The following is a 25525-nucleotide window of genomic DNA, read 5'->3' as shown; positions in this document are numbered from 1 at the left end:
GGCGGGCGCGCGCGGTAAGCGCACCCACGAACGGACGGGAGGCGCGGTGCCAGCCGGCACCGCGCCTCCCGTCCGTCAGGGACCCGCGTCTAGTACGTCGACGCGATGAGGTTCTCGGGGACGTCGCGAGCGGCGTCCTGGTCCACGAAGAACACGGTGCGCTTGCGCCCCTGCACGCCACCGACGGGGACCTCGTCGACCGAGGCACCCGCGAGCGCGAGCCCGAGGACCGAGGCCTTCTCGGCACCCGACAGGATGACCCACACACGCTGCGACGCGTTGATCGCCGGGTAGGTGAGGGTCAGGCGCTGCGGCGGCGGCTTGGGGGAGTCGTCCACCGGCAGCACGATGCGGTCCGTCACGGTGAGCTGCGGGAACTCCGGGAAGAGCGACGCGGTGTGACCGTCGGGTCCGACCCCGAGGAGCGTGATGTCGAACCGCGGCGCGATGGCGTCGTCCGGCGCGGCGGCGTGCAGCTCCTGCTCGTAGCGGGTCGCAGCGTCCTCGATCGAGATGCCAGCGTCCGACGCCGCGATCGGGTGGATGTTCGACTCCGGGATGTCGACGTGGTCGAAGAAGTCCGTCTGCGTGCCGGTGATGTTGCGATCGGCATCGCCCGCGGGCACCCAACGCTCGTCGACCCACCACACGTGCACCTTCGACCAGTCGACGCTCTCACGCGCCGGCGACTGGCCGATCGCGGCGAGGACGAGGGACGACACGGAGCCACCGCTGATGGCGATGTCCGCGCGCTCCTGCTCGTCGAGCACGTCGATGATCTTCGTGATGAAGCGTGCGGCGACCGAAGCGCCGAGGGCCTGCTTGTCCGGGTGCACCAGCACCCGCCGTTCGTTGGTCACGTGACTCCCGTGTTCGTGGTGGTCGACCGGTCGTACGACCACCGTCGGTCCGACCGTCCGGGCCGGCCGCCGCTCGCGCTGGACGAACGACGGCCGGCCCGACCGGTCGTGTGGGGCTTGCTCAGCCGGCGATGGACTCGCGCAGCTGGGGGACCCCGTGCTTGACGACGTCTCCGAAGAGGACGTCCGGGTCGAGTCTACGGAGTTCCTCGGCCAGGCAGTCGCGCAGGTTGCGGCGCGGCAGCGACAGGTCGTGCGTCGGCTGCCCGGGCATCGAGAGCGTCGCGACGTCCACCAGGGACCGCTCGAGCTCGATGGTGCCGGACTCGCGCACGAGCTTCACGCCGTGGATGCCGCTCGACCCGGTCGCGCGCGGCGACGTGACGACGGCCACCGGCACCTCGAGCTGCAGCTGCAGCCACGCGGCGAGCAGGATCGTCGACGGGCTGTCGTACGCACCCGAGACCTCGACGGCGGTGATCGGCTCGTACGGCGGCTGGTCGAGCGCCGCGGCGAGCTGGTTGCGCCACAGGGTCAGTCGGGTCCACGCGAAGTCGGTGTCGCCCGGCACGTACGAGGCCCCGAGGGCCTCGATCGCGCCGTTCGGGTCCTTCTGCGCGGCCGCGTCGGTGATCCGTCGCTGGGCGATGCGACCCAGGGCCGAGGCCGAGGGCTGCTCCGGTGCGGTCTGCGGCCACCAGGCCACGACGGGCGCGTCCGGCAGCAGGAGGCCGGTGACCAGGCTCTCCTCGTCGGTCGCGGTCTCGCCGTAGGCACGGAGGACGATGACCTCACTCGCCCCCGCGTCGCTGCCGACGCGGATCTGCGCGTCGAGGCGACCGGGTGACTTCGTGTCGCCGTCGTTCTTCGACACGATGATGACGCGCATCGGGTGCTCGCGGGACGCCTCGTTCGCGGCCTCGATCGCCTCTTCCTCGTGCCCGAGGGCCGTCGAGATGATGAGGGTCAGGACACGACCGAGGGCGACGGCGCCGCCCTCTTCGCGGATGTGGACGAGCTTCTTCTGGATCTTCGAGACCGTGGTGTTCGGCAGGTCGATCTTCATGGACGCCTCCAGGTCCGGCCGTCGCGGGCGAGCAGGGCGTCGGCGGATGCCGGGCCCCACGTGCCGGGACGGTACTGCTCGGGCTGGCCCTGCGTGGCCCAGAACTCCTCGATCGGGTCGAGGATCTTCCACGACAGTTCCACCTCTTGGTGACGGGGGAACAGGGGCGGGTCGCCGAGGAGCACGTCGAGGATGAGTCGCTCGTACGCCTCGGGCGAGGCCTCGGTGAACGCGTGGCCGTAGCCGAAGTCCATCGTCACGTCGCGCACCTGCGTGCCGACGCCGGGGACCTTCGAGCCGAAGCGGAGCGTGACGCCCTCGTCCGGCTGCACACGGATGACGAGCGCGTTCTGGCCGAGGGGCGACTGCGAGTTGCCGTAGACGTCCTCGGGGACACGCTTGAACACGATCGCGATCTCGGTCACGCGGCGACCGAGACGCTTGCCGGCGCGGAGGTAGAACGGGACGCCCTGCCAGCGACGGGTCGCGATGTCGAGCTTGATCGCCGCGTAGGTCTCGGTGCCGGACTCGGGGTCCATGCCCGCTTCCTCGAGGAAGCCGAGCACCTTCTCGCCGCCCTGCCAGCCGCCGGCGTACTGCCCGCGGGCCGTGGCGGTCGAGAGGTCCTCGGGCAGGCGCACCGCGGAGAGGACCTTCTCCTTCTCGGCGCGGAGGTCCGCCGCCTTGAACGAGACCGGCTCCTCCATCGCGGTGAGCGCGAGGAGCTGCAGGAGGTGGTTCTGGATGACGTCGCGCGCTGCACCGATGCCGTCGTAGTACGCGGCACGTCCGGCGACGCCGATGTCCTCGGCCATCGTGATCTGCACGTGGTCCACGTAGTTCGAGTTCCAGATGGGTTCGTACATCTGGTTCGCGAACCGCAGCGTCAGGAGGTTCTGGACGGTCTCCTTGCCGAGGTAGTGGTCGATGCGGAACACGTCGTCCGGAGCGAAGACGCTCTCGACGATCGCGTTCAGCTCGCGCGCCGTGCGGAGGTCGGAGCCGAAGGGCTTCTCGACGACCACGCGGCTCCACGAGTCCTCGCGCTTCTCGGTCAGCCCGGACAGCTTGAGCTGCTCGGTGACCACGGGGAACATCTTCGGCGGGATGGACAGGTAGAACGCGTGGTTGCCGAGCGTCCCGCGCTCCGCGTCCAGCGTGGCGACGGTCCGCTTGAGCTCGCGGAACGCCTCGGGGTCGTCGAACGATCCCTGGACGAAGCGGATGCCCTGTTCGAGCTGACGCCAGACGTCCTCGTCGAACGGGGTGCGCGAGTGCTCCTGGACCGCGTCGTGGACGAGCTGGGAGAAGTCTTGGTCCTCCCAGTCACGTCGAGCGAACCCGACGAGGGCGAACCCCGGGGGCAGGAGCCCTCGGTTCGCCAGGTCGTAGACCGCGGGCATCAGCTTCTTGCGGGACAGGTCGCCCGTCACGCCGAAGATGATGAGGGTGCTGGGTCCCGCGATCCGGTTCAGTCGACGATCCGTCGGCAGCCGGAGCGGGTTGTGCTCCGGGGTGATTGCCACCGGTGACATGAGTCGGTGAACTCCTTCGAGAGTCAGAGGGTGACGGCGGCCGTCAGTGCTGCGGTGGCAGCTGCGACGTCCGTCGTCGTGAGGGTCAGGACCGGGCGGCCGTGCTGCGCGAGGACACTCGCGTCGCCGGAGGCCTGGGCCTGGATGAGTTGGCCGAACGTGAACGGACGACCGGGGATGGCCAGGTCGTCGGGCTCGTCGGCCACGATCTGCAGGAACACGCCGTTCGCCGGGCCGCCCTTGTGGTACTGGCCGGTCGAGTGCAGGAAGCGCGGTCCCCAGCCGAACGTGACGGGTCGGCCGGTGCGCGCCGCGAAGGCGTCGCGCAGCGACTCGAGGTCCGGGTTCGCGGTGCGGTCCACGTACGCCTGCACGGCCAGGTAGTCGGTGGGGCCGACCTGGTCCAGGAGGCGCGACACGGCTTCCGCGATCGTCGTCCCGACCGCCAGGCCCTCGGTCGCGTGGACGGTGGTGCCGTCCTCGGTGAAGGCCGGTTCGGTCGGTGCCGGGCGGTCGTCCAGGAGGGCGCGGGCCGCGGACTTGGCGGCCTCGACGTCGGGCTGGTCGAACGGGTCGATGCCCAGCAGGCGACCGGCGACGGCCACGGCGTACTCCCAAACGAGGAGCTGGCCGCCGAGCGTGCCGGTGATCTCGACCTCGCCCTCGGCGACGTGGCGCTCGTCCTCGCGGGAGCCGACGAGTCGGATCACCTGCAGGTCGGGCAGTCCAGCGGTCACCTCGGGGGAGTCGACGTCGAGCACGACCGGCAGCAAGCCGCGGCCGTCCTTGCCGGTGGACTCCGCGATCAGCTGTTCCGCCCAGTCGCCGAACCCGACGATGTGGGTGCCGTCCGCGACGATGCCGATCGTGGAGCGGAGGGGCGCGGTGCCCCCGAGGACGGCGCCGAGCACGAGGCCCGGGTTCTCGTCGATGTCGACCGAGAGCAGCGCCGAGATGGCGTCGGCCTCGTCGAGGAGCTCCGCGATGTCGGCACCGCCGAGGCCGGACGGCACGAGGCCGAACGCGGTCAGTGCGGAGTAGCGGCCGCCGACGTTCGGGTCGGCGGTGAAGACGCGGTACCCGGCGTCCGTCGCGACGGCCTCGAGCGGGGAGCCCGGGTCGGTGACGACGACGATGCGCTTCGCCGGGTCGATGCCGGCGTCGCGGAAGGCCTGCTCGTAGACACGGCGCTGCGAGTCGGTCTCGAGGGTCGAACCCGACTTCGAGGACACGACGAGCACGGTGCGGTCCAGCTGGTGCTCCACGGCGGCGCGGACCTGCGCCGGGTCGGTGGAGTCGAGGACCGTGAGCGGCACGCCGGCGGTCCGGGTGATGACCTCGGGCGCGAGCGACGAGCCGCCCATGCCGGCGAGGACGACGTGGTCGATCCCCTCGGCGAGGAGCGACTCGCGCAGCGCCGCGACCTCGGCGACGAGCGGGCGGGAGACCGAGACGGCCTCCACCCAGCCGAGGCGCTTCGACGCCTCGGCCTCGGCGTCGGGACCCCAGAGCTCAGGGTCCTGGGCGGTGATGCCCGACGCCACCAGATCGGTGACGAGACGCGGGACCACCTGGTCGATGGCCCGCGCCGCGTCACCGCTGGCGGCGATGGAGACCGTCACTACTTGGCGCCCTCGAGTGCGTTCTTGACGGTGTCGACGAGCTCGCCCCACGAGACGTTGAACTTGTCGACGCCCTCCTTCTCGAGCAGCGCCACGACGTCGTCGTAGTCGATGCCCTGGGCGGCGAGCTGGTCGAGGACCTGCTGCGCGGCGTCGAACGACCCGGCGATGGCGTCGCCGTGGATCTCGCCGTGGTCGAACGTGGCGTCGAGCGTCTTGCCCGGCATGGTGTTGACGGTGCTCGGCGCGGCCAGTTCGGTCACGTAGAGCGTGTCGGGCAGCGACGGGTCCTTGACACCGGTCGAGGCCCAGAGCGGACGCTGGGTGTTCGCACCGGCCTCGAGCAGGCCGAGGGCGCGCTCGGAGGCGAACGCCTCGGTCCAGACCTGGTAGGCGAGCTGCGCGTTGGCGATGCCGGCCTTCGACTTGAGGGCCTTCGCCTCGTCCGTGCCGACGGCGTCGAGACGCTTGTCGATCTCGGAGTCGACGCGCGACACGAAGAAGGACGCGACCGAGTGGATCTTCGACAGGTCGTGGCCGGCGGCCTTGGCCTTCTCGAGGCCACCGAGGTAGGCGTCGATGACGGCGCGGTAGCGCTCGAGCGAGAAGATCAGGGTGACGTTGACCGAGATGCCGGCGGCGATGACCTCGGTGATGGCCTCGAGGCCCTCGACCGTTGCCGGGATCTTGATGAGGACGTTCTCCTTGCCGACCTTGTCGAACAGGAACTTGGCCTGCTCGATGGTCTTCTGGGTCTCGTGCGCGAGGCCCGGCTCGACCTCGATCGACACGCGGCCGTCGAAGCCCTTGGTCGAGTCGTAGATCGGCTTGAAGACGTCGGACGCGTTGGCGACGTCCTGCGTGGTGATCTCGAAGATCGCGTCGGTGACCTCGGTGCCGGCAGCGGCCAGCTCCTTGACCTGTGCGTCGTAGCGCTCGCCCTTGGCGAGGGCCGAGGCGAAGATCGTCGGGTTCGTCGTGACGCCGACGACGTTCTTCTCGGCGATGAGGGACTCGAGCTTGCCGGTCTCGAGGAGCTCGCGGGACAGGTCGTCGAGCCAGATGCTCACGCCGACCGCGGAGAGCGCGGCGGTGGGGGTGTTCTCAGCCATGTGTTTCTCTTCTTTCCTTCATCGGCCTGGTGGCCGGGGTCTGGGGGACCGGGAGGCGCGTGGCGGGGCCGAGCCGCGCCTCCCGGAAGAAGGGCCGGATCCGGCGAACCGGACCCGGCCCTCGGGGGGTCAGGAAGCCGCGAGGGATTCCTTCGCGGCGGCCACGACGTGCTCCGTCGTGAAGCCGAACTCCTTGAACAGCGTCTGGTAGTCGGCCGAGGCACCGAAGTGCTCGATCGAGACGCTGCGGCCCTTGTCGCCGATGATGTCGCGCCAGCTCATGGCGATCCCGGCCTCGACCGAGACGCGCGCGGTGACGTTCTTCGGCAGCACCTGGTCCTGGTAGTTCTCGGACTGGGCGCGGAACCACTCGAGCGACGGGGCGCTCACGACGCGGGCGTTGATGCCCTCGCCCTTGAGCTGCTCACGTGCCTCGACGGCGATCTGGACCTCGGAACCGGTCGCGATGAGGATCACGTCGGGGGTGCCGTTCGGCGCCTCGGCCAGGATGTACGCGCCCTTGGCGACGTTCTTCGCCGAGGCGAAGACCTCACCGGAGGCGTCGCCCTCGCCACGCTCGAAGACGGGGAGGTTCTGACGGCTCAGCGCGATGCCGGCCGGGCGGTCCTTGTGCTTGAGCATCTCGAGCCAGGCGTAGGCGACCTCGTTGGCGTCGGCCGGGCGGACGACGTCCAGACCCGGGATCGCGCGGAGGGCGCTGAGCTGCTCGATCGGCTGGTGCGTCGGGCCGTCCTCACCGAGGGCGACGGAGTCGTGCGTCCAGACGTAGATCGCCGGCGCCTGCATGAGCGCGGCGAGACGGACCGCCGGACGCATGTAGTCGCTGAAGATGAGGAACGTGCCGCCGAAGGGGCGGGTGTTCCCGTGCAGGACGATGCCGGACAGGATCGAGCCCATCGCGTGCTCGCGGATGCCGAAGTGCAGCACGCGGCCGTACGGGTCGGTGCTCCACGCCTTGGTCGAGGCCTCGACCGGACCGAAGGACTTGGCGCCCTCGATCGTGGTCAGGTTCGACTCGGCGAGGTCGGCCGAGCCGCCCCAGAACTCGGGCATGAGCGGCGCGATGGCGTTGATGACCTTGCCGGAGGCGGCACGGGTCGAGACGGCCTTCTCGGTCGGGAAGACCGGGAGGGCTTCTTCGAGGCCCTCGGGGAGCTCACCGGCGTTGATGCGGTCGAGGAGCGTCTTCTTCTCGGGGTTGGCAGCGGCCCACGCGTCGAAGGTCTTCTGCCACTCGGCGTGCTCCGCCTGGCCCTTGGCGACGGCACCGCGGGTGTACTCGAGCACCTCGGGGTCGACGTGGAAGGTCTGCTCGGGGTCGAAGCCGAGGACCTCCTTGAGGCCCTTGAGCTCCTCGCCACCGAGGGCGGAGCCGTGGATCTTGCCGGAGTTCTGCTTGGTCGGCGACGGCCAGCCGATGATCGTCTTGAGGACGATGAGCGACGGCTTGTCGGTGACGGCCTTGGCGGCCTCGACCGCGGCGAAGAGGGACTCGACGTCTTCCGAGTACTCGCCCGTCTTCTTCCAGTCGACGGTCTGGACGTGCCAGCCGAGCGCCTCGTAACGGTCCGGGACGCTCTCCGAGAAGGAGATGTCGGTGTCGTCCTCGATGGAGATCTGGTTCGAGTCGTAGAAGACGACCAGGCGACCGAGCTGCTGGCGGCCGGCGAGGCTCGCGGCCTCGTTCGTGACGCCTTCCTGCATGTCGCCGTCACCGGCGATCACGTAGGTGAAGTGGTCGAACGGCGACTCGCCGTCGGCGGTCTCCGGGTCGAAGAGGCCGCGCTCGAAGCGCTGCGCGTACCCGAAGCCCACGGCCGAGGCGAGGCCCTGGCCGAGCGGGCCGGTGGTGATCTCGACGCCGTCGGTGTGGCCGTACTCCGGGTGACCCGGGGTCTTCGAGCCCCACTTGCGGAGGTGCTGGAGGTCCTCGAGCTCGAGGCCGTAGCCGTGCAGGTAGAACTGCACGTACTGGAGGATCGAGGCGTGACCGGCGGAGAGGATGAAGCGGTCGCGGCCGATCCAGGTGGAGTCGCTGGGGTCGCGACGCATCACCTTCTGGAAGAGCAGGTGGGCGACCGGCGCGAGGCTCATCGCGGTGCCGGGGTGACCGTTGCCGGCGGCCTCGACCGAGTCGGCGGCGAGTACGCGGGCCGTGTCGACGGCCTTCCTGTCGATGGCGTCCCAGGTGAATTCAGCCACTTGGATGTTGACCCTTCTTGATGCGACATGTGCGAGGGCTCGTGCCATCGCACGGACATGATCGCCATCCCGGGGCCTTCGTCGGGTCGCCGTCTCGCGGCGGCCGACCGGCTCTTCGCGGCCGACGTCATCGGGGCACGCACTGCGGGAGGGCGACTCCAGCATAGTGACCATGCACTCAGAAGGGGTTCAGGTGACGCCGGTTGTTCACTCGCCGTCGCGGGGACCCGCCGTCGGCCGGGCGTGTCGGTGGGTGACTTCGGTCCGGATGGCGGGGCGGGGCATCATCGCGGCGCCTCCATCACGTAAACTGTCGGGGACCCGTGCGCATTCCGGGTCGACGCACGCCCCGACGACGACGGAGCCGTCCACCGAGCGTGTGAGCTGACGCGAACAGACTGAGGTTCCCTTGCCGACTGCCACCGTGACCCGGCCCGACACCGATCGACCCCGCTCGACGCTGTCGCGCAAGGTGCGTGCCTACGTCTCGCTGACGAAGCCGCGGGTCATGGAGCTGCTGCTCGTCACGACGGCACCGACGATGTTCCTCGCCGAGCGCGGGGTGCCGGACCTGTGGCTCGTCTTCTGGACGATGCTCGGTGGCGCGATGTCGGCCGGGTCCGCCTCGGCCTTCAACTGCTACATCGACCGCGACATCGACCGGCTCATGAAGCGCACGAGCACCCGGCCGCTCGTCACGGGTGAGCTCTCCGACCGTGAGGCACTCGTCTTCTCGTGGGTGCTCGGCGTCGCGTCGACCGCGGTCCTCGGGTTCCTGGTGAACTGGCTCGCGGCCGCCCTGAGCGTCATCGCGATCCTCATCTACGTCTTCGTCTACACGCTGTGGCTCAAGCGCCGCACCCCGCAGAACATCGTCTGGGGCGGTTCGGCCGGCTGCATGCCCGTGCTGATCGGCTGGGCGGGCGTCACCGGGTCGCTGACCTGGGCGCCGGTCATCCTCTTCATGGTGATCTTCCTCTGGACGCCGCCGCACTACTGGCCGCTGTCGATGAAGTACCGCGACGACTACGACGCCGCCGACGTGCCGATGCTGGCGGTCGTCCGCGGTCGCACGGTGGTCGGTCTGCAGGTCGTCCTGTACGCGTGGGCGACGCTCGTCTGCTCGCTGCTGCTCATCCCGGTCGCGCACATGGGGCCGCTCTACACGGTGGTCGCGCTGGCCGGTGGCATCTGGTTCGTCGTCGAGTCGCACCGGCTGTACTCGCGGGCGATCCAGCACGTGGAGCACGTGCAGCCGATGCGCGTCTTCCACAGCTCGATCACGTACCTGACGCTGCTGTTCATCGCCGTGGGCATCGACCCGCTGCTGCCGCAGGTCTTCACCTTCTAGCGCTGGGCGTGCGGCCGTCTCGGCTGCGAACCCCGTGCGACATCGTCGCTGTCGTACGACAGCGACGAGGTCGTTCGTTGCGGACGCGGGTTGTTGAACGCGCTGGCGTGCGACGATCCCGTCGTCGTACGACGTCGGGGTGGTCGTTCCGGGTCCGCAGGAGCGCCGGTCGCGACCACCCACCGGCCTGGAGGCGCGTGGCGGGCCCGCACCGCGCCTCCAGTCCGTCAGCCGGTTGCGTTCCGCGCATGTCGAACGACACCCCACGAGTCGATCGACTCGTGGGGTGTCGGGGACCGCGTGCGGTGCGCCGCGCGTCAGCCCGCGATCGGCTCGCGGACGGCCTGGCGACCGGCGGTGCCGCGCGTGGAGAGCGTCACGACCGTGGTGGCACCGACGAGCAGGCCCGCGAGGACCATGTGCGTCCCCACCAGACCGACCGGCAGTCCCGTGCGCGCCTGGGTGAGCCCGACGGCGATCTGGACGAACTCGACCACCAGGAGCAGCAGCGCCCACTTGCTCGACAGGCGCAGGCGGACCGCGCCGACCACGAGGACGAGGGTCAGGGCGAACAGGACGTAGGCGGGGATCGCGTGCAGGTGCTCCATCACGGCGGGGTCGAAGCCCGTGCGGTGCAGTCGTCCGCCGTCGACCGCCTCGTCGGCGCCGGCGTGCGGGCCGCTGCCGGTGGTGAGGATGCCGACGAGCACGGTGACGACGACCGCGGCGATGGTGCCGCGCACGACGCCCGTGTACCAGCCGGGGACGAGCCGCTCGGCGGTGCGCGGACCACGCATGGCGCGGTAGACGAGTGCGGCGGTGACCGCCGTGAGCGCGGCGGAGACGACGAAGTGCAGCCCGACGACGAACGGGTTGAGGTTGGTCCAGACGCTCATGCCGCCGATCACGGCCTGCACCGGGATCGCTGCGCCCTGGGCGAACGCGAGCCAGAACAGTTCGGGGCGCGTGCGGCGCATCCGGACGACGAGCAGGAACATGGCGATCGCGACGACGACGAGCACGAAGGTGAGCAGTCGGTTGCCGAACTCGATGATGCCGTGGATGCCCATCTCGGGCGTCGAGACGAGGGAGTCCGCCGTGCACTTCGGCCAGGTCGGGCACCCGAGACCCGATGCGGTGAGGCGGACGAGGCCGCCCGTGCCGATCAGGATCACCTCGACGACGAACGACGCCCAGGCGAGGACGACGACTCGCTGGTCGACGACACGGGGGAGCGACCACCACCGCGCACGGCGGACGTCCTGGTCGACGGGGGATGCGACGCGAGTCACGAGCGTGGTGCCTTCCTGTTGTTCCGTGCAGCGAACCTGTAGGATTCGAGGGTTCAGCAGCAGTCAAGTCTAGGCAGGCGCCGGCTCCGAATGGTCCGAGATCGCCGTTCACACCCAGGACGTCGACACTCAGGGCTGTGTGGAACCATCGACGTTGCGAGGGAGCAACACCGTGTCCACCGTGCGCGCGACGAGCGTGTCGGGGGTCTGCGGTGGAATGGCGTCCAGACGCCACGGGTTGACACCCGAAGACGCTGCCGCGAGAAGGAAACGAGGAGACCATGTCCGACGTGCTCATCGACCGTCCCGAGCTCGAAGGGCTCGGCCAATACGAGTTCGGCTGGTCCGACTCCGACTCGGCCGGCGCCTCTGCTCGCCGCGGCATCTCGGAAGAGGTCGTGACCGACATCTCGAACCTCAAGTCCGAGCCCGAGTGGATGCTCAAGAACCGGCTCAAGGGCCTGCAGCTCTTCGACCGCAAGCCGATGCCGACGTGGGGTGCCGACCTGACGGGCATCGACTTCGACAACATCAAGTACTTCGTGCGCTCCACCGAGAAGCAGGCGCAGTCGTGGGAAGACCTCCCCGAGGACATCCGCGCGACCTACGAGAAGCTCGGCATCCCCGAGGCCGAGCGCCAGCGCCTCGTCGCCGGCGTCGCCGCGCAGTACGAGTCCGAGGTCGTGTACCACCAGATCCGCGAGGACCTGGAGCAGCAGGGTGTCATCTTCATGGACACCGACACGGCGCTGCGCGAGCACCCCGAGATCTTCGAGGAGTACTTCGGCACCGTGATCCCGGCCGGCGACAACAAGTTCGCCGCGCTGAACACGGCCGTGTGGTCCGGCGGCTCGTTCGTCTACGTCCCGAAGGGCGTCCACGTCGAGATCCCGCTGCAGGCCTACTTCCGGATCAACACCGAGAACATGGGCCAGTTCGAGCGGACGCTGATCATCGCGGACGAGGACTCCTACGTCCACTACATCGAGGGCTGCACCGCCCCGATCTACAAGTCGGACTCCCTGCACTCGGCCGTCGTCGAGATCATCGTGAAGAAGAACGCCCGCGTGCGCTACACGACGATCCAGAACTGGTCGAACAACGTCTACAACCTCGTCACCAAGCGTGCGATCGCGCACGAGGGCGCCACGATGGAGTGGATCGACGGCAACATCGGCTCCAAGGTGACGATGAAGTACCCCTCGATCTACCTCGCGGGTGAGCACGCCAAGGGCGAGACGCTCTCCGTCGCCTTCGCCGGTCCCGGCCAGCACCAGGACGCCGGCGCGAAGATGATCCACATGGCGCCCTACACGACGTCCTCGATCGTGTCGAAGTCGATCGCCCGTGGCGGCGGTCGCGCGGGGTACCGCGGTGAGGTCCGGGTCGACCCGGCAGCCCACCATGCGGCGAACACCGTGCGGTGCGACGCGCTGCTGGTGGACACCATCAGCCGGTCGGACACCTACCCGGCGATCGACATCCGCGTCGACGACGTCCAGCTCGGGCACGAGGCCACGGTCTCCCGCGTGAGCGAGGAGCAGCTGTTCTACCTCATGTCGCGCGGCATGCCCGAGGACGAGGCGATGGCGATGATCGTCCGCGGCTTCATCGAGCCGATCGCCCGCGAGCTCCCGATGGAGTACGCACTCGAACTCAACAAGCTCATCGAGATGAGCATGGAAGGATCCGTCGGCTAGATGTCCAGCACCACCCCTCCCCACATCGACCAGCCGATCGAGCCCGCGGCGACCACGCAGCACGGCGCCGGAGCACACTCCGACGGCGGCTGGGACGCGCCCGACAAGACGATCCCGGTGCAGACCCGCTCCGAGCGGTTCCAGTCCGGTGACGTCGACGCGTTCCCGACCGTCACCGGGCGAGAGGTGAACTGGAAGTTCGCGCCCCTCGCGAAGCTCCAGCCCCTGCTCGACGGTGGCCTCGACGGATCCGCCTACCCGTTCCTCGCCCGCCAGTCCGACGGCGCCGACGTCGAGTGGGGTCGCAGCGACGACCCCCGCGTCGGCACCGCCGGCCTGCCCGAGGACCGCGCCGCCGCGGCCGCCTGGACCGCTCGCGACGCGGTGCTGGCTGTCACGGTCAAGTCCACCGAGGCGCACGAGTTCATCACGATCACGCGTTCCGACTTCGGCACGCAGCCCCGCGCCGCGCACACGGTCATCACGGCCGAGGCGCATGCGCAGGGCATCGTGGTGCTCGACAACCGTGGTTCGGCGCTCCTCAGCGAGAACGTCGAGATCGTCGTCCGCGACGGCGCCCGCCTGACGGTCGTCAGCCTGCAGGACTGGGACGACGACGCGGTGCACGTGTCGACCCACTTCGCCGAGGTCGGCCGCGACGCCTTCCTCAAGCACGTCGTGGTCTCGCTCGGCGGCGACGTCATCCGGGTCAACCCCTCGACGCACCTCGGTGCGCAGGGTGCCGACACCGAGATGTACGGCGTGTACTTCGCCGACGCCGGTCAGTACATCGAGCAGCAGGTCTACGTGAACCACGACGCGCCCAACACGCGCGGTCGGGTCAACTACAAGGGCGCGCTGCAGGGCCAGGGCGCGCACACGGTCTGGATCGGCGACGTGCTCATCGGGCGCGCCGGCGACGGCACGGACTCGTACGAGCAGAACCGCAACCTCGTCCTCACCGACGGCACGCGTGCGGACAGCATCCCGAACCTCGAGATCGAGACGGGCAACATCGAGGGCGCCGGTCACGCGAGTGCGACCGGTCGCTTCGACGACGAGCAGCTGTTCTACCTGCAGTCCCGCGGCATCCCCGAGGAAGAGGCACGTCGTCTCGTCGTGCTCGGCTTCCTCGTCGAGGTCATCCAGAAGATCGGTGCGCCCGAGCTCGAGGAACGCCTCATCGCCGCGGTCGAGCAGGAGCTCGCCGAGGGGCGCTCGGTCATCGCCGAGGCCGCACCGGAGGCCTCCGCCTGATGTCGACGAAGGTCTGTGCCGAGGCGGACATCCAGGTGGACAGCCCGATGCGCGCCGTGGTCGACGGCACCGCGGTCGCCATCGTGAAGGACTCCGCCGGCACCGTGCACGCGATCGGCGACACCTGCACCCACGGGGACATCTCCCTGGCGGAGGGGTTCGTCGAGGGCGACACGCTCGAGTGCTGGGCCCACGGATCCCGCTTCTCGCTGGCCACCGGCAAGCCGCAGAACTTCCCGGCGTATGAACCCGTCCCGGTCTTCCGGGTCGAGGTCCGCGACGGCGAGGTCTACGTCGACGTGCACGACCCCGTCCCGGTCGACTGAGACCGCTCCGACCCGGCCGTTCCCGGCCTCCACTCACTTCCCGCGGCTGACGCCGCACACCAGCTGCAACCGAAGGAACGCAATGTCCACTCTCGAAATCCGCGACCTGCAGGTCTCGATCGACACCGACCAGGGTGTCAAGGAGATCCTCAAGGGCGTCGACCTCACCATCAACGAGGGCGAGATCCACGCGATCATGGGCCCGAACGGCTCGGGCAAGTCCACCCTCGCCTACACGATCGCCGGCCACCCCCGGTACAACGTCGTCGGTGGCTCGATCACGCTCGACGGCGAGGACGTCCTCGCGATGAGCGTCGACGAGCGTGCCCGTGCCGGCATGTTCCTCGCCATGCAGTACCCGGTGGAGATCCCCGGCGTGACGGTGTCGAACTTCCTCCGCACCGCCAAGACCGCGATCGACGGCGAGGCCCCGGCGCTCCGCAGCTGGGTCAAGGACCTCCGCCAGTCGATGGCCGACCTCAAGATGGACTCGGCCTTCGCCGAGCGCAACGTCAACGAGGGCTTCTCCGGTGGCGAGAAGAAGCGCCACGAGATCATGCAGCTCGAGCTCCTCAAGCCGAAGTTCGCCGTGCTCGACGAGACCGACTCCGGCCTCGACGTCGACGCACTGAAGATCGTGTCCGAGGGCGTCAACCGTGCCAAGGCCGCGACCGGGCTCGGCGTGCTGCTGATCACCCACTACACGCGCATCCTCCGCTACATCAAGCCGGACTTCGTGCACGTGTTCGTCGCGGGCAAGGTCGCCGAGCAGGGTGGCCCCGAGCTCGCCGAGCGCCTCGAGAACGAGGGCTACGACCGCTACGTGCAGGCCGCAGCCGCTGCGGCGGGGAACTGATGATCACCGCACTCGCACCGGAGAAGTTCGACGAGGTCGTCGAGGGCCTCAAGGAGGTCCAGGACCCGGAACTCGGCGTGAACATCGTCGACCTCGGGCTCATCTACGACCTCGCCTGGGACGACGAGGCGACGGCGCTCGTGATCAGCATGACCCTGACGAGCGCGGGCTGCCCCCTGACCGACGTCATCGAGGGCGACACGGCGAACGCGCTGGACGGCATCGTCGACGCGTTCCGGATCAACTGGGTCTGGATGCCGCCGTGGGGCCCGGAGCGGATCACCGACGACGGGCGCGAGATGATGCGCGCGCTCGGCTTCTCGATCTAGTAGCGACCCCCCTGACGGACGGGAGGCGCGGTGCCGGCTGGCACTGCGCCTCCCGTCCGTCTGTGCGTCGGGTCTCGGGCGCGCCCCGAGCGGGCCAAAAAAGTCACACGCGCCGCTCTGGAGCGGCCGGTTTCGCCCGCTCGGCGGGCGGCCTGCGGCGTGTCCTGCCCGCTCGCGCACGCCCCCGCGCGCCGCCCCCCACGCGCCCCCGCGCACGCAGAAGGGCCCCGCACCGGACGGTGCGGGGCCCTTCTGCGACGGGACTCAGCGGCGGCCGAGGACCTTCCACGCCAGCGGCACGATGCCCGCGGCGATGAGGGCCTTCGCGATGCCACCCACGATGAAGGGGTAGAGCCCGGCCGCGAGGACCGACTGCAGGTCGTTGGGCGCGCCGAGCTGTCCGAGCACGACGGCCAGGTAGGGGAGACCGGTGACGAACGGGATCGCGCTGGCGACGAGCATCGCCACCGCGGCACGGCCCACGTGTCGGTCCCAGTCGCGACGGGCGAGCCAGCCGATGACGCCGGCGGCGGGGATGAAGCCGATGACGTAGCCGAAGCTCGGCACGGCGAGGGCGCCGAGGCCACCCGTGAAGTCGGCGAAGAACGGCGCACCGGCGAGTCCGGCGACCGCGTAGACGAGCAGCGACAGCATGCCGCGGCGGGCACCGAGGGTGGCACCGACGAGCACGACCGCCAGGGTCTGGCCCGTGATCGGCACCGGCCACATCGGCACCTCGACCTGCGCCATGGCGGCGGTGAAGAGTGCTCCGCCGGCGACCAGGGCGGCGTTCGTGGCCAGGCCGTGGGTGCGCAGACGGTCGGCGAGGACTGCGCGGCGAGCGAACCCGGTGGCGTTCGTCATGGATTCTCCTAGAATGGACTGCTGGTCCCGTTCGGGACCATCGGTCCCGTCAGCGTAGCGGTGCACCTCCCGCACACACCGTTGTGCACATCCACCAACTGATTGGACGTCTGCTGTGCTTGCCGTGCACGACCTCGAGATCCGCGTCGGGGCTCGCCTCCTGATGGAGAACGTGTCCTTCCGCGTCGAGAAGGGCGACAAGATCGGCCTCGTCGGCCGGAACGGCGCGGGGAAGACCACGATGACCAAGGCCCTGGCGGGTGAGACCCAGCCGACCGGGGGCAAGATCGACCGCTCCGGCGAGATCGGGTACCTGCCGCAGGACCCCCGCTCCGGCAACCCGGAGGACACCGCCCGCAAGCGCATCCTCGACGCCCGTGGGCTCGGCGAGCTCGTCGAGGGCATCCGCCAGGCCACGCTCGACATGGCCAGCACGGACGCCGCCGTCGCCGAGAAGGCCATGCGGCGGTACAGCCGGCTGGACGACCAGTTCAACGCGCTCGGCGGCTACGCGGCCGAGGCCGAGGCGGCGTCGATCGCGTCGAACCTCAAGCTGCCGGACCGCATCCTCGACCAGCAGCTCAAGACGCTGTCAGGTGGTCAGCGCCGTCGCATCGAGCTCGCCCGGATCCTGTTCTCGGACGCCGAGACGATGATCCTCGACGAGCCGACGAACCACCTCGACGCCGACTCGATCATCTGGCTGCGCGAGCACCTCAAGACGTACCCGGGCGGTGTGATCGTCATCTCCCACGACGTCGAGCTCGTGGACGAGGTCGTCAACCGCGTCTTCTACCTCGACGCCAACCGCCAGTCGATCGACGTCTACAACATGGGGTGGAAGCTCTACCAGCGGCAGCGTGCCGCCGACGAGGAGCGCCGCCGCAAGGAGCGCGCGAACGCCGAGAAGAAGGCCGCCACGCTCAAGGACCAGGCGGCCCGCTTCGGTGCGAAGGCCACGAAGGCCGCAGCGGCGCACCAGATGGTCGCGCGTGCCGAGAAGCTCCTCGCCGGGCTCGAGGACGAGCGCGCCGTCGACCGCGTCGCGAAGCTGCGCTTCCCGACCCCGACGCCCTGTGGCCGCACCCCGCTGATGGCCGAGGGGCTGTCGAAGTCCTACGGGTCGCTCGAGATCTTCGCCGGCGTGGACCTCGCCATCGACCGGGGCTCGCGCGTCGTGATCCTCGGGTTCAACGGTGCCGGCAAGACGACGTTGCTGCGCATCCTCGCGGGCGCCGACCAGCCGGACACGGGGGAGATCCTGCCCGGACACGGCCTGCGGATCGGGTACTACGCGCAGGAGCACGAGAACATCGACGTGAACCGCACCGTGATCGAGAACATGGTGTCCGCGTCGAACGACCTCAACGAGACCGAGGCGCGACGGGTCCTCGGCTCGTTCCTGTTCACCGGTGACGACGGCTACAAGAAGGCCGGTGTCCTCTCCGGCGGTGAGAAGACGCGGCTCTCGCTCGCGATGATCGTCGTGTCGGGCGCGAACGTGCTGCTGCTCGACGAGCCGACGAACAACCTCGACCCGGCCTCGCGCGAGGAGATCCTCGGCGCGCTGGCCGGCTACGAGGGTGCCGTGGTGCTGGTGTCGCACGACGCCGGTGCGGTCGAGGCGCTCAACCCCGAGCGAGTGCTGCTCCTGCCGGACGGCACCGAGGACCACTGGAACAAGGACTACGCGGAGCTCATCGAGCTCGCGTGACCCGCACCGCCGACGGGCGCGACCCGTCGACGGACTGGAGGCGCGGTGCCAGCTGGCACCGCGCCTCCAGTCCGTCCTGGGTGGCGTCAGCCCTGTGCTGGCGTCAGCGACCCGCGTTCAGCAGCTCGTCCTCGATCTGCGCGTCCGTCTTCGGCTTCGCGTCCTTGCGGCGCTGGCGCTCGAGGGCGCGCTCGCGCTCCTCGGGGTCGTCCTGGTTCAGGTTCCGGAACTCCTGCACCATCAGGTAGGCGAGGAACCCGAACCCGCCGACCGCGAACATGAACCACTGGATGAAGTAGCTGAGGTGCAGCCCCGTGTCGGCCGTCGGGCGCTCCCAGCCGAGCGGGCGAGCCTCGGTCGGGGCGGGGGACTCGGACGCGAGCTGCCCGTACGCCCCGGTGTAGATGGGCGTGTCGACCTTCTTGCCGACGTCGGACAGCGTCACGGACTGCACCTGGTCGGTGTGTGCCGGGTCGGTGCGGCCGGGGATGCGCGGTTCGCTCGGCTGCAGTCGGACGATCGCCGTGACCTCGCCGGACGGGGGAGCGGGCACGTGGTCGGGGGCGTCCTGTGCGTTGCCGGTGGGGACCCAGCCGCGGTCGACGACGAACGCACGACCGTCGGCCGTGACGAGCGGCGTGAGGACCTCGAAGCCGGGCTGGCCGTTGTGCACGCGGTTCCGGACGAGCAGCTGGTCGTCGGTGTCGTAGCGGCCGGTGACGCTCACGCGGAGCCAGGTCTTGCCGTCGTTCCAGCTCGACGCCGTCGGGAGTGCCTCGTCGAGGGGGACCGGGGTGTGCTCGTAGTTCTGCGCGACCTGCTCGTTCTGGCGGACGGCCTCGTTCCGGCGGTCCCACTGCCACATGCCGAACAGCGCGCACACGATCGCGAACGCCACCGCGATGGCGAAGTAGCCGAGCCACCGCCGGCTCCGGACGAAGCGCCAGCCGACGAAGGGCTCGTCCGGATCACGCTCGGCGGTCCGGGTGGTGCCGTCGGCAGCGGAGGCGGCTGCGGCGCGCTCGAGCTTCTGCGCGTGCCGTCGGCCGTACCGGGAGCTCGGGTCGAACTGCTGGTTCACCGACGGTCACCGGCTGCGCGTGCACCGACGTCGTTCTTCGGGGCGTCGGCCGGGTCGCGTTCGTCGTCGAGGCGGTCCACGTCCTCGTGCATGCCCGTGACACGGACGGGGAACGACCGGGACCGGAGGTAGTCGGCGAGGAAGTCACGGTGCTCGTCGCACGCGGCCCAGATCTTCACCCGGTCGGTCGCGTGGATCCGCGGGTTGCGCCAGTTGACGCGCCACGAGGCGGTCGACACGCAGCCCGCTCGGGAGCACACGGGGGTCGAGCCGGGTTCGGTGAAGAGGTCGAACGTGGCCCCCATCAGCGACGTCCCCAGACACGCGAGCGGTCACCGTTGCGCTGCCACTCGGCCTGCGCGTCCTGCGCCTGCTCGCGCAGCCGGTCCTGCTCGGCGCGGTACGCCTCGGCCCGGGCGTCCTCCTGCTGTTCGCGGAGTCGCGGGTCCACGGCGTCGTAGAGCTGGATCGCACCGGCAGGCGTCACGATGTCGCTCTCGGCACGGCTGCCCGCGTTGGCGATGATGACGGCGACCCACGGGATCACGCCGGCGAGGACGATCGGGATGACGGCGATCCACGTGTGCCAGATCGACCACACGACGACCGCACCGATGAAGAACACGACGCGGAGGGCCATCTGCCAGACGTACCGGGACAGGCGGTGCGCACGATCCTGCTCCGGAGAGTCCGGGAGGGTGGTGATGCTGTGCGTCGTCTTCATCCGATGTTCTTTCCTCTGCCCGAGGGAAAGCCTAACTCCGCGCGGGCCCGGATGGTTCCGCCGCGCGCGGACACGGTGCGCGTATCGGCTCCGGTACGCTCTTCCGGGCGTGTCCGACCCGGTCCGGGCCCGGCGCGCCGTGCAACCCACCCCGAACGGAGCGACCATGAGCACCCCCCGTACCGTCCTCGTCACCGGCGGCAACCGCGGCATCGGCCACGCCCTCGCGGAGCGCTTCGTCGCCGCCGGCCACCGCGTCGCGGTCACGTCCCGCAGCGGCCAGGGCGGCCCCGAGGGCGCGCTCACGGTGCAGGCCGACATCACCGACACGGCCTCGGTCGACGCTGCCTTCTCGCAGGTCGAGGCCGAGCTCGGACCGATCGAGGTCCTCGTCGCGAACGCCGGGATCACGAACGACCAGCTGCTGCTCCGCATGTCGGAGGAGGACTTCACGAGCGTCATCGACACGAACCTCACGGGGACGTTCCGGGTCGTCAAGCGCGCCACGAAGGGCATGATGAAGGCGAAGTTCGGCCGCATCGTGCTCATGTCGAGCGTCGTCGGCGCCTACGGCCAGGTCGGCCAGGTCAACTACGCCTCGTCGAAGGCCGCCCTCGTCGGCATGGCCCGGTCGATCACGCGCGAGCTCGGCTCCCGCGGCATCACCGCCAACGTCGTCGCGCCCGGGTTCATCCAGACGGACATGACGGCGGCGCTGCCCGAAGAGCTGCAGGCCGAGTTCAAGAAGCAGATCCCGGCGGCGCGGTACGGCACCGTCGACGACGTCGCGGACGCCACGCTCTTCCTCGCCGGCGACGGGGCCGGGTACATCTCCGGCGCGGTGATCCCGGTCGACGGCGGCCTCGGGATGGGGCACTGACCCCGTCGGGTCGCCTCGACGTCACGCGCTGAGCGACACCTCACGCCCCCGGTCGGCCGTGAGGTGTCGCTGAGGCCGTGAGGTCGGCGCGTCAGCCGCGCAGGCCGAGCGTCGCGAGCACGCTCGACAGGTCACGGTCGACGACCGCGACGTCCGCCTGCTCGCGGACGAGCGGCTTCGCGTCGAACGCGATCGACAGTCCGGCTACACGCATCATCTCGAGGTCGTTGGCGCCGTCGCCGATCGCGACGGTGCGGACGATCGGCACGTCGTCGGATGCGGCCCACTCGCGCAGTGCGACGGCCTTGGCGTACGCGTCCACGACGTCGCCGAGGACCCGCCCGGTGAGGACGCCGTCCACCACCTCGAGCCGGTTCGCCCGGCAGTGGTCGAGTCCGATCTGCTCGGCGAACGGGTCGAGGACCTCGTGGAAGCCGCCCGACACGACGCCGACGGTCCCGCCCGCGGCGTGCACGCCGCGGACGAGCTGGTCGGCGCCACGAGTCACGCGGACCGCCTGCTGTGCACCCCGGAAGACGTCGTCCTGGAGGCCCGCCAGGGTCGCGACACGCTCCCGGAGGCTCTCGGCGAAGTCGATCTCGCCGCGCATGGCGCGCTCCGTGATCGCCTGGACCTGTGGCCGGGTCCCCGCCGTGTCGGCCAGGAGTTCGATGACCTCGTCCTCGAGGAGCGTGGAATCGGCATCGAGGACGACGAGGAAGCGTGGCACGCACCAACGGTACCGACTCAGGAGGCGCGGCCGGCGTTCATGACGCCAGCCGCGCCTCCTGGGCCGTCCGTTCCTGCCCGCGCGACGCTACGCGTCGACGCGCACGCCCTTGCCGACGACCGTGATGCCGGACTCGGTGACGGTGAAGCCGCGCGCTTCGTCCGCTTCGCGGTCGATGCCGACCTGGGCGCCGGGGGCGATCACCACGTCCTTGTCGAGGATGGCGCGGTTCACGACGGAGCCGGCGCCGATCGAAGCGCGTTCGAAGACGATCGAGTCGAGGACCTTCGCGCCGGAGTCGATGCCGCACCAGGGGCCGATCATGCTGCGCTCGACCTGGGCGCCGGACACGAGGCAGCCGAGCGACACGAGGGAGTCGACCGTCGAGCCGGTGTTGCCGTTCGCGTCGCGGACGAACTTCGCCGGGGGCAGGTTCGTCTGCTGGTTGAAGATCGGCCAGTCCTGGTTGTACAGGTTGAAGACCGGCACCGGTGCGATGAGGTCCATGTGCGCGTCGTAGAACGAGTCGATCGTCCCGACGTCGCGCCAGTAGTACCGGTCGCGCTCGTTCGACCCGGGGACGTCGTTGCGCTTGAGGTCGTAGACGCCCGCGTCGCCACGCGCGACGAAGTCCGGGACGATGTCGCCGCCCATGTCGTGGTCCGACGCCTCGATCTGGCCGTCACGGAGGACGGCGTCGACCAGCGCGTCGGCGTCGAAGACGTAGTTGCCCATCGACGCGAGGATCTCGCCGGGGGAGTCCGCGAGCCCGACGGCGTCCTTCGGCTTCTCGAGGAACGCCTCGATCTTCGTCGGGTCGTCGTCGGCGACCTGGATCACGCCGAACTGGTCGGCGAGGCCGATCGGCTGGCGGATCGCGGCGACCGTGGCGCTGCGGCCGGAGGCGATGTGCGCCTCGACCATCTGGTGGAAGTCCATCCGGTACACGTGGTCGGCGCCGACCACGACGACGATGTCGGGGCGTTCGTCGCGGAGCAGGTTGAGCGACTGCAGGATCGCGTCGGCCGACCCGGCGAACCACCGCTTGCCGAGCCGCTGCTGCGCCGGGACCGACGCGACGTAGGACCCGAGCAAGCCCTCCATGCGCCAGGTCTCGGCGACGTGGCGGTCGAGACTGTGCGACTTGTACTGCGTCAGGACGACGATCTTCTGCAGTCCGGAGTTGACGAGGTTGGAGAGCGCGAAGTCGATGAGACGGAAGTTCCCGCCGAACGGGACAGCGGGTTTCGCACGGTCGGCCGTGAGCGGCATGAGCCGTTTCCCCTCGCCGCCGGCGAGCACGATGCCGAAGACCTTCTTTGGTGCCATGCCGCTCACAGTAGGCGTCAGCACTGGGAACCCGTTACGTTGAACGCGTGCGAGTCGATCTGCTGACCAGGGAGTATCCGCCGGAGGTCTACGGCGGTGCGGGTGTCCACGTGGCCGAACTGACCGCGGCGCTGCGGTCCGACACCGACACCGAGGTGCGCGTCCGCGCCTTCGGCGCGTTCCGCGACGAGGCCGACGTGTGGGCCTACCGCACGCCCGGCGGCCTCGAGCAGGCGAACGGCGCGCTGCAGGCACTCGGCACCGACGTCGCGATCGCCGCGGACGTCGAGGGCGCCGATCTCGTGCACTCGCACACCTGGTACGCGAACTCGGCGGGACGCATCGCGCAGCTGACCTACGGCATCCCGCACGTCGTCACGGCGCACAGCCTCGAGCCGCTCCGCCCGTGGAAGGCCGAACAGCTCGGCGGCGGGTACCGGCTGTCGAGCTGGATGGAGCGCGAGGCGTTCGAGCACGCCGACGGTGTCATCGCCGTGTCGAAGGCGATGCGGGCGGACATCCTCCGCTCGTACCCGTCGATCGACCCCGCGAAGGTGCACGTCGTCTACAACGGCATCGACATCGACGAGTGGAAGCCCACCGTCGACGAGGACGCCGTCCGCGCGCTCGGGATCGACCCGTCGCGTCGCTCGGTCGTGTTCGTCGGACGCATCACCCGGCAGAAGGGCCTGCCGTACCTGCTGCGGGCGGTGGCCTCGCTGCCGGCGGACGTGCAGATCGTGCTCTGCGCCGGTGCACCGGACACGCCGGAGATCATGGCCGAGGTCACGGGTCTGGTCGACTCGCTGCGTTCCGCTCGTGACGGGGTGGTCTGGATCGACCGGATGCTCGCGCACGAGGAGATCGTCAACGTGCTGTCGTCGGGCACCGTGTTCGTCTGCCCGTCGATCTACGAGCCGCTCGGGATCGTCAACCTCGAGGCGATGGCGTGCGGGATCCCCGTCGTCGGCACCGGCACCGGGGGCATCCCCGAGGTGGTGGCGGACGGACTGACCGGTCGCATCGTGCCGATCGACCAGGCACAGGACGGCACCGGGACCCCGACGGACCCGGACCGCTACGTGGCCGACCTCGCCGCGACCCTCACCGAGGTGCTCGCCGACGAGGGGCTCGCGAAGCTCATGGGCCGCGCCGGACGCCTCCGCGTCGAGACCGAGTTCACCTGGGACGCGATCGCCCGGCGGACACGCCAGGTCTACGACGAGGTGCTCGGGCAGAACCCCTAGGCTGGTCGCATGCCCTCGGTCGTGCGCTTGTCAGACGTCTCCGTGGTCCGCAACGGGGCCACCATCCTCGACGGGATCTCGTGGGAGGTGCAGGACGACGAACGCTGGGTCGTCCTCGGTGCCAACGGTGCCGGCAAGACGACGCTGCTGCAGGTCGCCGGCGCCCAGACCTTCCCGACCTCGGGTGAGGTCGAGGTCCTCGGCACCGAGCTCGGCGGTGCCGACCTGTTCGAGCTGCGTCCGCGCATCGGCTTCGCGTCGACGGCCCTCGCGCGCCGCATCCCGGTCACCGAGAAGGTCATCGACGTCGTGCTCACCGCGGCCTACTCGGTGACGGGCCGCTGGAACGAGGAGTACGAAGAGCTCGACGTCCGCCGCGCCCAGCGCGTGCTCGACGAGTGGGGCCTCGGCGCCTTCACCGACCGGACCTTCGGCGAGCTCAGCGACGGCGAGCAGAAGCGCGTCCAGATCGCCCGCGCCGTGATGACCGACCCCGAGATCCTGTTCCTCGACGAGCCGGCCGCGTCGCTCGACCTCGGCGCGCGTGAGAGCCTCGTGCGGACCCTCGGCGGCTACGCGCAGAGCGAGGACTCGCCGGCCATCGTCATCGTGACCCACCACGTCGAGGAGATCCCCGCCGGATTCACCCACGCCCTGGTGCTCGCGGACGGGCACGTGCAGGCTGCCGGGCCGATCGACGAGGTCCTGACCGCCCCGACCCTGACCGAGGCGTTCGGCATCGAGCTCACCGTGTCGAAGGACGCCGGCCGGTACACGGCGCGCGCATCGTGACATTGCTCCCGATCCGGCCGGTCGTCTGGTAACGTAGACGGCTGGCGCAAGCCGCAGACTTCCCGCGTCGTGCTCGTACGAGTGCCGCGCACGTCCCCATCATCGCAACCGAGGAATCTCCATGAAGACCGACATCCACCCCGAGTACCGCGCCATCGTCTTCCGTGACCTGGCTTCCGGTGAGACGTTCCTGACGCGTTCGACCGCGAACAGCGACAAGACCATCGAGCTCGACGGTGCGACCTACCCGGTCATCGACGTCGAGATCTCGTCCGCGTCGCACCCGTTCTACACGGGCAAGCAGCGCATCCTCGACTCGGCCGGTCGCGTCGAGAAGTTCAACCAGCGCTTCAAGAGCTTCGGCAAGTAAGCAGTCCTCCGGACGTTCGAACGGGCGGCTCTCCTGCGGGAGGGCCGCCCGTTCCGTCGTTGGCGGGGGTGTGGTGGCAGGTCGGGCCGGCGGTGCGCGTCGCGGCCGGGTGGCTCTGGCGGTGCGGCCGTCCGGTGCAGCCGGTGCTGCCGGGGCGTGGCACGTTGGGGGGCGGTGCGCGGGGCGGGGCGTCGCGGTGCGGCCGTGCGGGGCAGGCGGTGCGGCCGGGGCGTGGCACGTTTGGCGGGCTGGCGGGCTGGCGGGC

Annotated in this window: 24 protein-coding genes; 11 read left to right on the top strand and 13 right to left on the bottom strand. The window is 70.0% G+C overall.

Annotation, left to right across the window (positions count from 1 at the left end):
- Positions 1 to 89: 89 nt before the first annotated feature.
- The 6 genes from pgl to tkt all read right to left on the bottom strand — a co-directional run bounded on the left by pgl (position 90) and on the right by tkt (position 8418).
- Complete coding sequence (pgl, locus tag JSX79_RS16920; RefSeq protein ID WP_071296304.1) at positions 90 to 860, bottom strand: 6-phosphogluconolactonase; 771 nt, start codon at positions 858 to 860, stop codon at positions 90 to 92.
- A 121-nt stretch (positions 861 to 981) separates the two neighbouring features.
- Positions 982 to 1926 (bottom strand): glucose-6-phosphate dehydrogenase assembly protein OpcA, encoded by a 945-nt coding sequence (locus JSX79_RS16915; protein WP_070416205.1) that lies wholly within the window; start codon positions 1924 to 1926, stop codon positions 982 to 984.
- Positions 1923 to 3461, bottom strand: coding sequence for a glucose-6-phosphate dehydrogenase (gene zwf / locus JSX79_RS16910; RefSeq protein WP_229087251.1), 1539 nt, complete (start codon positions 3459 to 3461; stop codon positions 1923 to 1925). Before zwf ends, JSX79_RS16915 begins: the two co-directional genes overlap by 4 nt.
- Before the next feature lie 23 nt (positions 3462 to 3484).
- Positions 3485 to 5083, bottom strand: a complete 1599-nt coding sequence (locus JSX79_RS16905; protein WP_229087250.1) for a glucose-6-phosphate isomerase — start codon at positions 5081 to 5083, stop codon at positions 3485 to 3487.
- The gene (gene tal, locus JSX79_RS16900; protein WP_070416202.1) at positions 5083 to 6195 is read right to left on the bottom strand and encodes a transaldolase; all 1113 of its coding nucleotides are present in this window, start codon (positions 6193 to 6195) and stop codon (positions 5083 to 5085) included. The genes JSX79_RS16905 and tal overlap by 1 nt, the downstream gene beginning before the upstream one ends.
- 129 nt (positions 6196 to 6324) lie before the next feature.
- Positions 6325 to 8418 (bottom strand): transketolase, encoded by a 2094-nt coding sequence (gene tkt / locus JSX79_RS16895; RefSeq protein ID WP_229087249.1) that lies wholly within the window; start codon positions 8416 to 8418, stop codon positions 6325 to 6327.
- 424 nt (positions 8419 to 8842) lie between these two features.
- On the opposite strand from tkt, the gene JSX79_RS16890 reads away from it, so the two are divergent.
- Positions 8843 to 9769, top strand: a complete 927-nt coding sequence (locus tag JSX79_RS16890; RefSeq protein ID WP_070416200.1) for a heme o synthase — start codon at positions 8843 to 8845, stop codon at positions 9767 to 9769.
- 317 nt (positions 9770 to 10086) lie between these two features.
- On the opposite strand, the gene JSX79_RS16885 is transcribed toward JSX79_RS16890, so the two are convergent.
- Positions 10087 to 11061: a heme A synthase gene (locus JSX79_RS16885; RefSeq protein WP_229087248.1), complete on the bottom strand. Its 975-nt coding sequence runs from the start codon at positions 11059 to 11061 to the stop codon at positions 10087 to 10089.
- 281 nt (positions 11062 to 11342) lie between these two features.
- Here JSX79_RS16885 and sufB point away from each other — a divergent pair, with 281 nt between their 5' ends.
- The 5 genes from sufB to JSX79_RS16860 all read left to right on the top strand — a co-directional run bounded on the left by sufB (position 11343) and on the right by JSX79_RS16860 (position 15529).
- Positions 11343 to 12761 carry a Fe-S cluster assembly protein SufB gene (sufB, locus tag JSX79_RS16880; RefSeq protein ID WP_229087247.1) on the top strand — a complete coding sequence of 473 codons (1419 nt, stop codon included), beginning with the start codon at positions 11343 to 11345 and terminating at the stop codon, positions 12759 to 12761.
- On the top strand, positions 12762 to 14018 hold the full coding sequence (sufD, locus tag JSX79_RS16875) for a Fe-S cluster assembly protein SufD (protein ID WP_071303096.1): 1257 nt from the start codon (positions 12762 to 12764) through the stop codon (positions 14016 to 14018).
- Positions 14015 to 14344 (top strand): non-heme iron oxygenase ferredoxin subunit, encoded by a 330-nt coding sequence (locus tag JSX79_RS16870; RefSeq protein ID WP_070419609.1) that lies wholly within the window; start codon positions 14015 to 14017, stop codon positions 14342 to 14344. Before sufD ends, JSX79_RS16870 begins: the two co-directional genes overlap by 4 nt.
- 82 nt (positions 14345 to 14426) lie before the next feature.
- Positions 14427 to 15200: a Fe-S cluster assembly ATPase SufC gene (gene sufC, locus JSX79_RS16865; RefSeq protein ID WP_070419045.1), complete on the top strand. Its 774-nt coding sequence runs from the start codon at positions 14427 to 14429 to the stop codon at positions 15198 to 15200.
- Complete coding sequence (locus tag JSX79_RS16860; RefSeq protein ID WP_022906025.1) at positions 15200 to 15529, top strand: metal-sulfur cluster assembly factor; 330 nt, start codon at positions 15200 to 15202, stop codon at positions 15527 to 15529. The genes sufC and JSX79_RS16860 overlap by 1 nt, the downstream gene beginning before the upstream one ends.
- A 264-nt stretch (positions 15530 to 15793) precedes the next feature.
- On the opposite strand, the gene JSX79_RS16855 is transcribed toward JSX79_RS16860, so the two are convergent.
- The gene (locus JSX79_RS16855) at positions 15794 to 16393 is read right to left on the bottom strand and encodes a biotin transporter BioY (RefSeq protein ID WP_070419044.1); all 600 of its coding nucleotides are present in this window, start codon (positions 16391 to 16393) and stop codon (positions 15794 to 15796) included.
- A gap of 115 nt (positions 16394 to 16508) precedes the next feature.
- Between JSX79_RS16855 and JSX79_RS16850 the strand changes: the two genes are divergently transcribed.
- A complete protein-coding gene (locus tag JSX79_RS16850; RefSeq protein ID WP_229087245.1) occupies positions 16509 to 18107 on the top strand; it encodes an ABC-F family ATP-binding cassette domain-containing protein in 1599 nt (532 codons plus the stop codon).
- A gap of 103 nt (positions 18108 to 18210) precedes the next feature.
- Here the strand turns inward: JSX79_RS16850 and JSX79_RS16845 are convergent, their stop codons facing one another.
- From JSX79_RS16845 to JSX79_RS16835, 3 genes are read right to left on the bottom strand one after another with little or no spacing between them, the layout of a single operon-like run.
- Entirely contained in the window at positions 18211 to 19188 is a 978-nt protein-coding gene (locus tag JSX79_RS16845) for an SURF1 family protein (RefSeq protein WP_229087243.1), read from the bottom strand.
- Entirely contained in the window at positions 19185 to 19493 is a 309-nt protein-coding gene (locus JSX79_RS16840; RefSeq protein WP_070419043.1) for a hypothetical protein, read from the bottom strand. Before JSX79_RS16840 ends, JSX79_RS16845 begins: the two co-directional genes overlap by 4 nt.
- Positions 19493 to 19912, bottom strand: a complete 420-nt coding sequence (locus tag JSX79_RS16835; protein WP_070419042.1) for a DUF3099 domain-containing protein — start codon at positions 19910 to 19912, stop codon at positions 19493 to 19495. Before JSX79_RS16835 ends, JSX79_RS16840 begins: the two co-directional genes overlap by 1 nt.
- A 166-nt stretch (positions 19913 to 20078) precedes the next feature.
- Between JSX79_RS16835 and fabG the strand changes: the two genes are divergently transcribed.
- On the top strand, positions 20079 to 20792 hold the full coding sequence (gene fabG / locus JSX79_RS16830; protein ID WP_070419041.1) for a 3-oxoacyl-ACP reductase FabG: 714 nt from the start codon (positions 20079 to 20081) through the stop codon (positions 20790 to 20792).
- 91 nt (positions 20793 to 20883) lie between these two features.
- On the opposite strand, the gene serB is transcribed toward fabG, so the two are convergent.
- Together serB and JSX79_RS16820 are read right to left on the bottom strand one after the other, a co-directional pair.
- Positions 20884 to 21522, bottom strand: a complete 639-nt coding sequence (gene serB / locus JSX79_RS16825; protein WP_229087240.1) for a phosphoserine phosphatase SerB — start codon at positions 21520 to 21522, stop codon at positions 20884 to 20886.
- Positions 21523 to 21609: 87 nt separating this feature from the next.
- Complete coding sequence (locus JSX79_RS16820; protein WP_070419039.1) at positions 21610 to 22851, bottom strand: glucose-1-phosphate adenylyltransferase; 1242 nt, start codon at positions 22849 to 22851, stop codon at positions 21610 to 21612.
- 47 nt (positions 22852 to 22898) lie between these two features.
- Here JSX79_RS16820 and glgA point away from each other — a divergent pair, with 47 nt between their 5' ends.
- From glgA to JSX79_RS16805, 3 genes are all read left to right on the top strand, one after another.
- On the top strand, positions 22899 to 24098 hold the full coding sequence (gene glgA, locus JSX79_RS16815) for a glycogen synthase (RefSeq protein ID WP_071296309.1): 1200 nt from the start codon (positions 22899 to 22901) through the stop codon (positions 24096 to 24098).
- A gap of 9 nt (positions 24099 to 24107) precedes the next feature.
- Positions 24108 to 24890, top strand: coding sequence for an ABC transporter ATP-binding protein (locus JSX79_RS16810; protein WP_070419037.1), 783 nt, complete (start codon positions 24108 to 24110; stop codon positions 24888 to 24890).
- Positions 24891 to 25011: 121 nt separating this feature from the next.
- Positions 25012 to 25260 carry a type B 50S ribosomal protein L31 gene (locus tag JSX79_RS16805; protein ID WP_070419036.1) on the top strand — a complete coding sequence of 83 codons (249 nt, stop codon included), beginning with the start codon at positions 25012 to 25014 and terminating at the stop codon, positions 25258 to 25260.
- The last annotated feature ends 265 nt before the right edge of the window (positions 25261 to 25525 follow it).

The organism is Curtobacterium sp. GD1 (assembly GCF_020882855.1).
Taxonomy (GTDB): Bacteria; Actinomycetota; Actinomycetes; order Actinomycetales; family Microbacteriaceae; genus Curtobacterium.
This window is presented reverse-complemented; position numbering and strand designations above follow the sequence as displayed.

Excerpts from the sequence above, each read along its gene's own strand:
- sufB (WP_229087247.1), top strand. The coding sequence starts at position 11,343 with ATGTCCGACGTGCTCATCGACCGTCCCGAGCTCGAAGGGCTCGGCCAA.
- JSX79_RS16810 (WP_070419037.1), top strand. The coding sequence starts at position 24,108 with ATGCCCTCGGTCGTGCGCTTGTCAGACGTCTCCGTGGTCCGCAACGGG.
- JSX79_RS16835 (WP_070419042.1), bottom strand. The coding sequence starts at position 19,912 with ATGAAGACGACGCACAGCATCACCACCCTCCCGGACTCTCCGGAGCAG.
- sufC (WP_070419045.1), top strand. The coding sequence starts at position 14,427 with ATGTCCACTCTCGAAATCCGCGACCTGCAGGTCTCGATCGACACCGAC.
- JSX79_RS16915 (WP_070416205.1), bottom strand. The coding sequence starts at position 1,926 with ATGAAGATCGACCTGCCGAACACCACGGTCTCGAAGATCCAGAAGAAG.
- zwf (WP_229087251.1), bottom strand. The coding sequence starts at position 3,461 with ATGTCACCGGTGGCAATCACCCCGGAGCACAACCCGCTCCGGCTGCCG.
- sufD (WP_071303096.1), top strand. The coding sequence starts at position 12,762 with ATGTCCAGCACCACCCCTCCCCACATCGACCAGCCGATCGAGCCCGCG.
- JSX79_RS16840 (WP_070419043.1), bottom strand. The coding sequence starts at position 19,493 with ATGGGGGCCACGTTCGACCTCTTCACCGAACCCGGCTCGACCCCCGTG.
- JSX79_RS16820 (WP_070419039.1), bottom strand. The coding sequence starts at position 22,851 with ATGGCACCAAAGAAGGTCTTCGGCATCGTGCTCGCCGGCGGCGAGGGG.
- JSX79_RS16855 (WP_070419044.1), bottom strand. The coding sequence starts at position 16,393 with ATGACGAACGCCACCGGGTTCGCTCGCCGCGCAGTCCTCGCCGACCGT.
- JSX79_RS16860 (WP_022906025.1), top strand. The coding sequence starts at position 15,200 with ATGATCACCGCACTCGCACCGGAGAAGTTCGACGAGGTCGTCGAGGGC.
- tal (WP_070416202.1), bottom strand. The coding sequence starts at position 6,195 with ATGGCTGAGAACACCCCCACCGCCGCGCTCTCCGCGGTCGGCGTGAGC.
- JSX79_RS16805 (WP_070419036.1), top strand. The coding sequence starts at position 25,012 with ATGAAGACCGACATCCACCCCGAGTACCGCGCCATCGTCTTCCGTGAC.
- fabG (WP_070419041.1), top strand. The coding sequence starts at position 20,079 with ATGAGCACCCCCCGTACCGTCCTCGTCACCGGCGGCAACCGCGGCATC.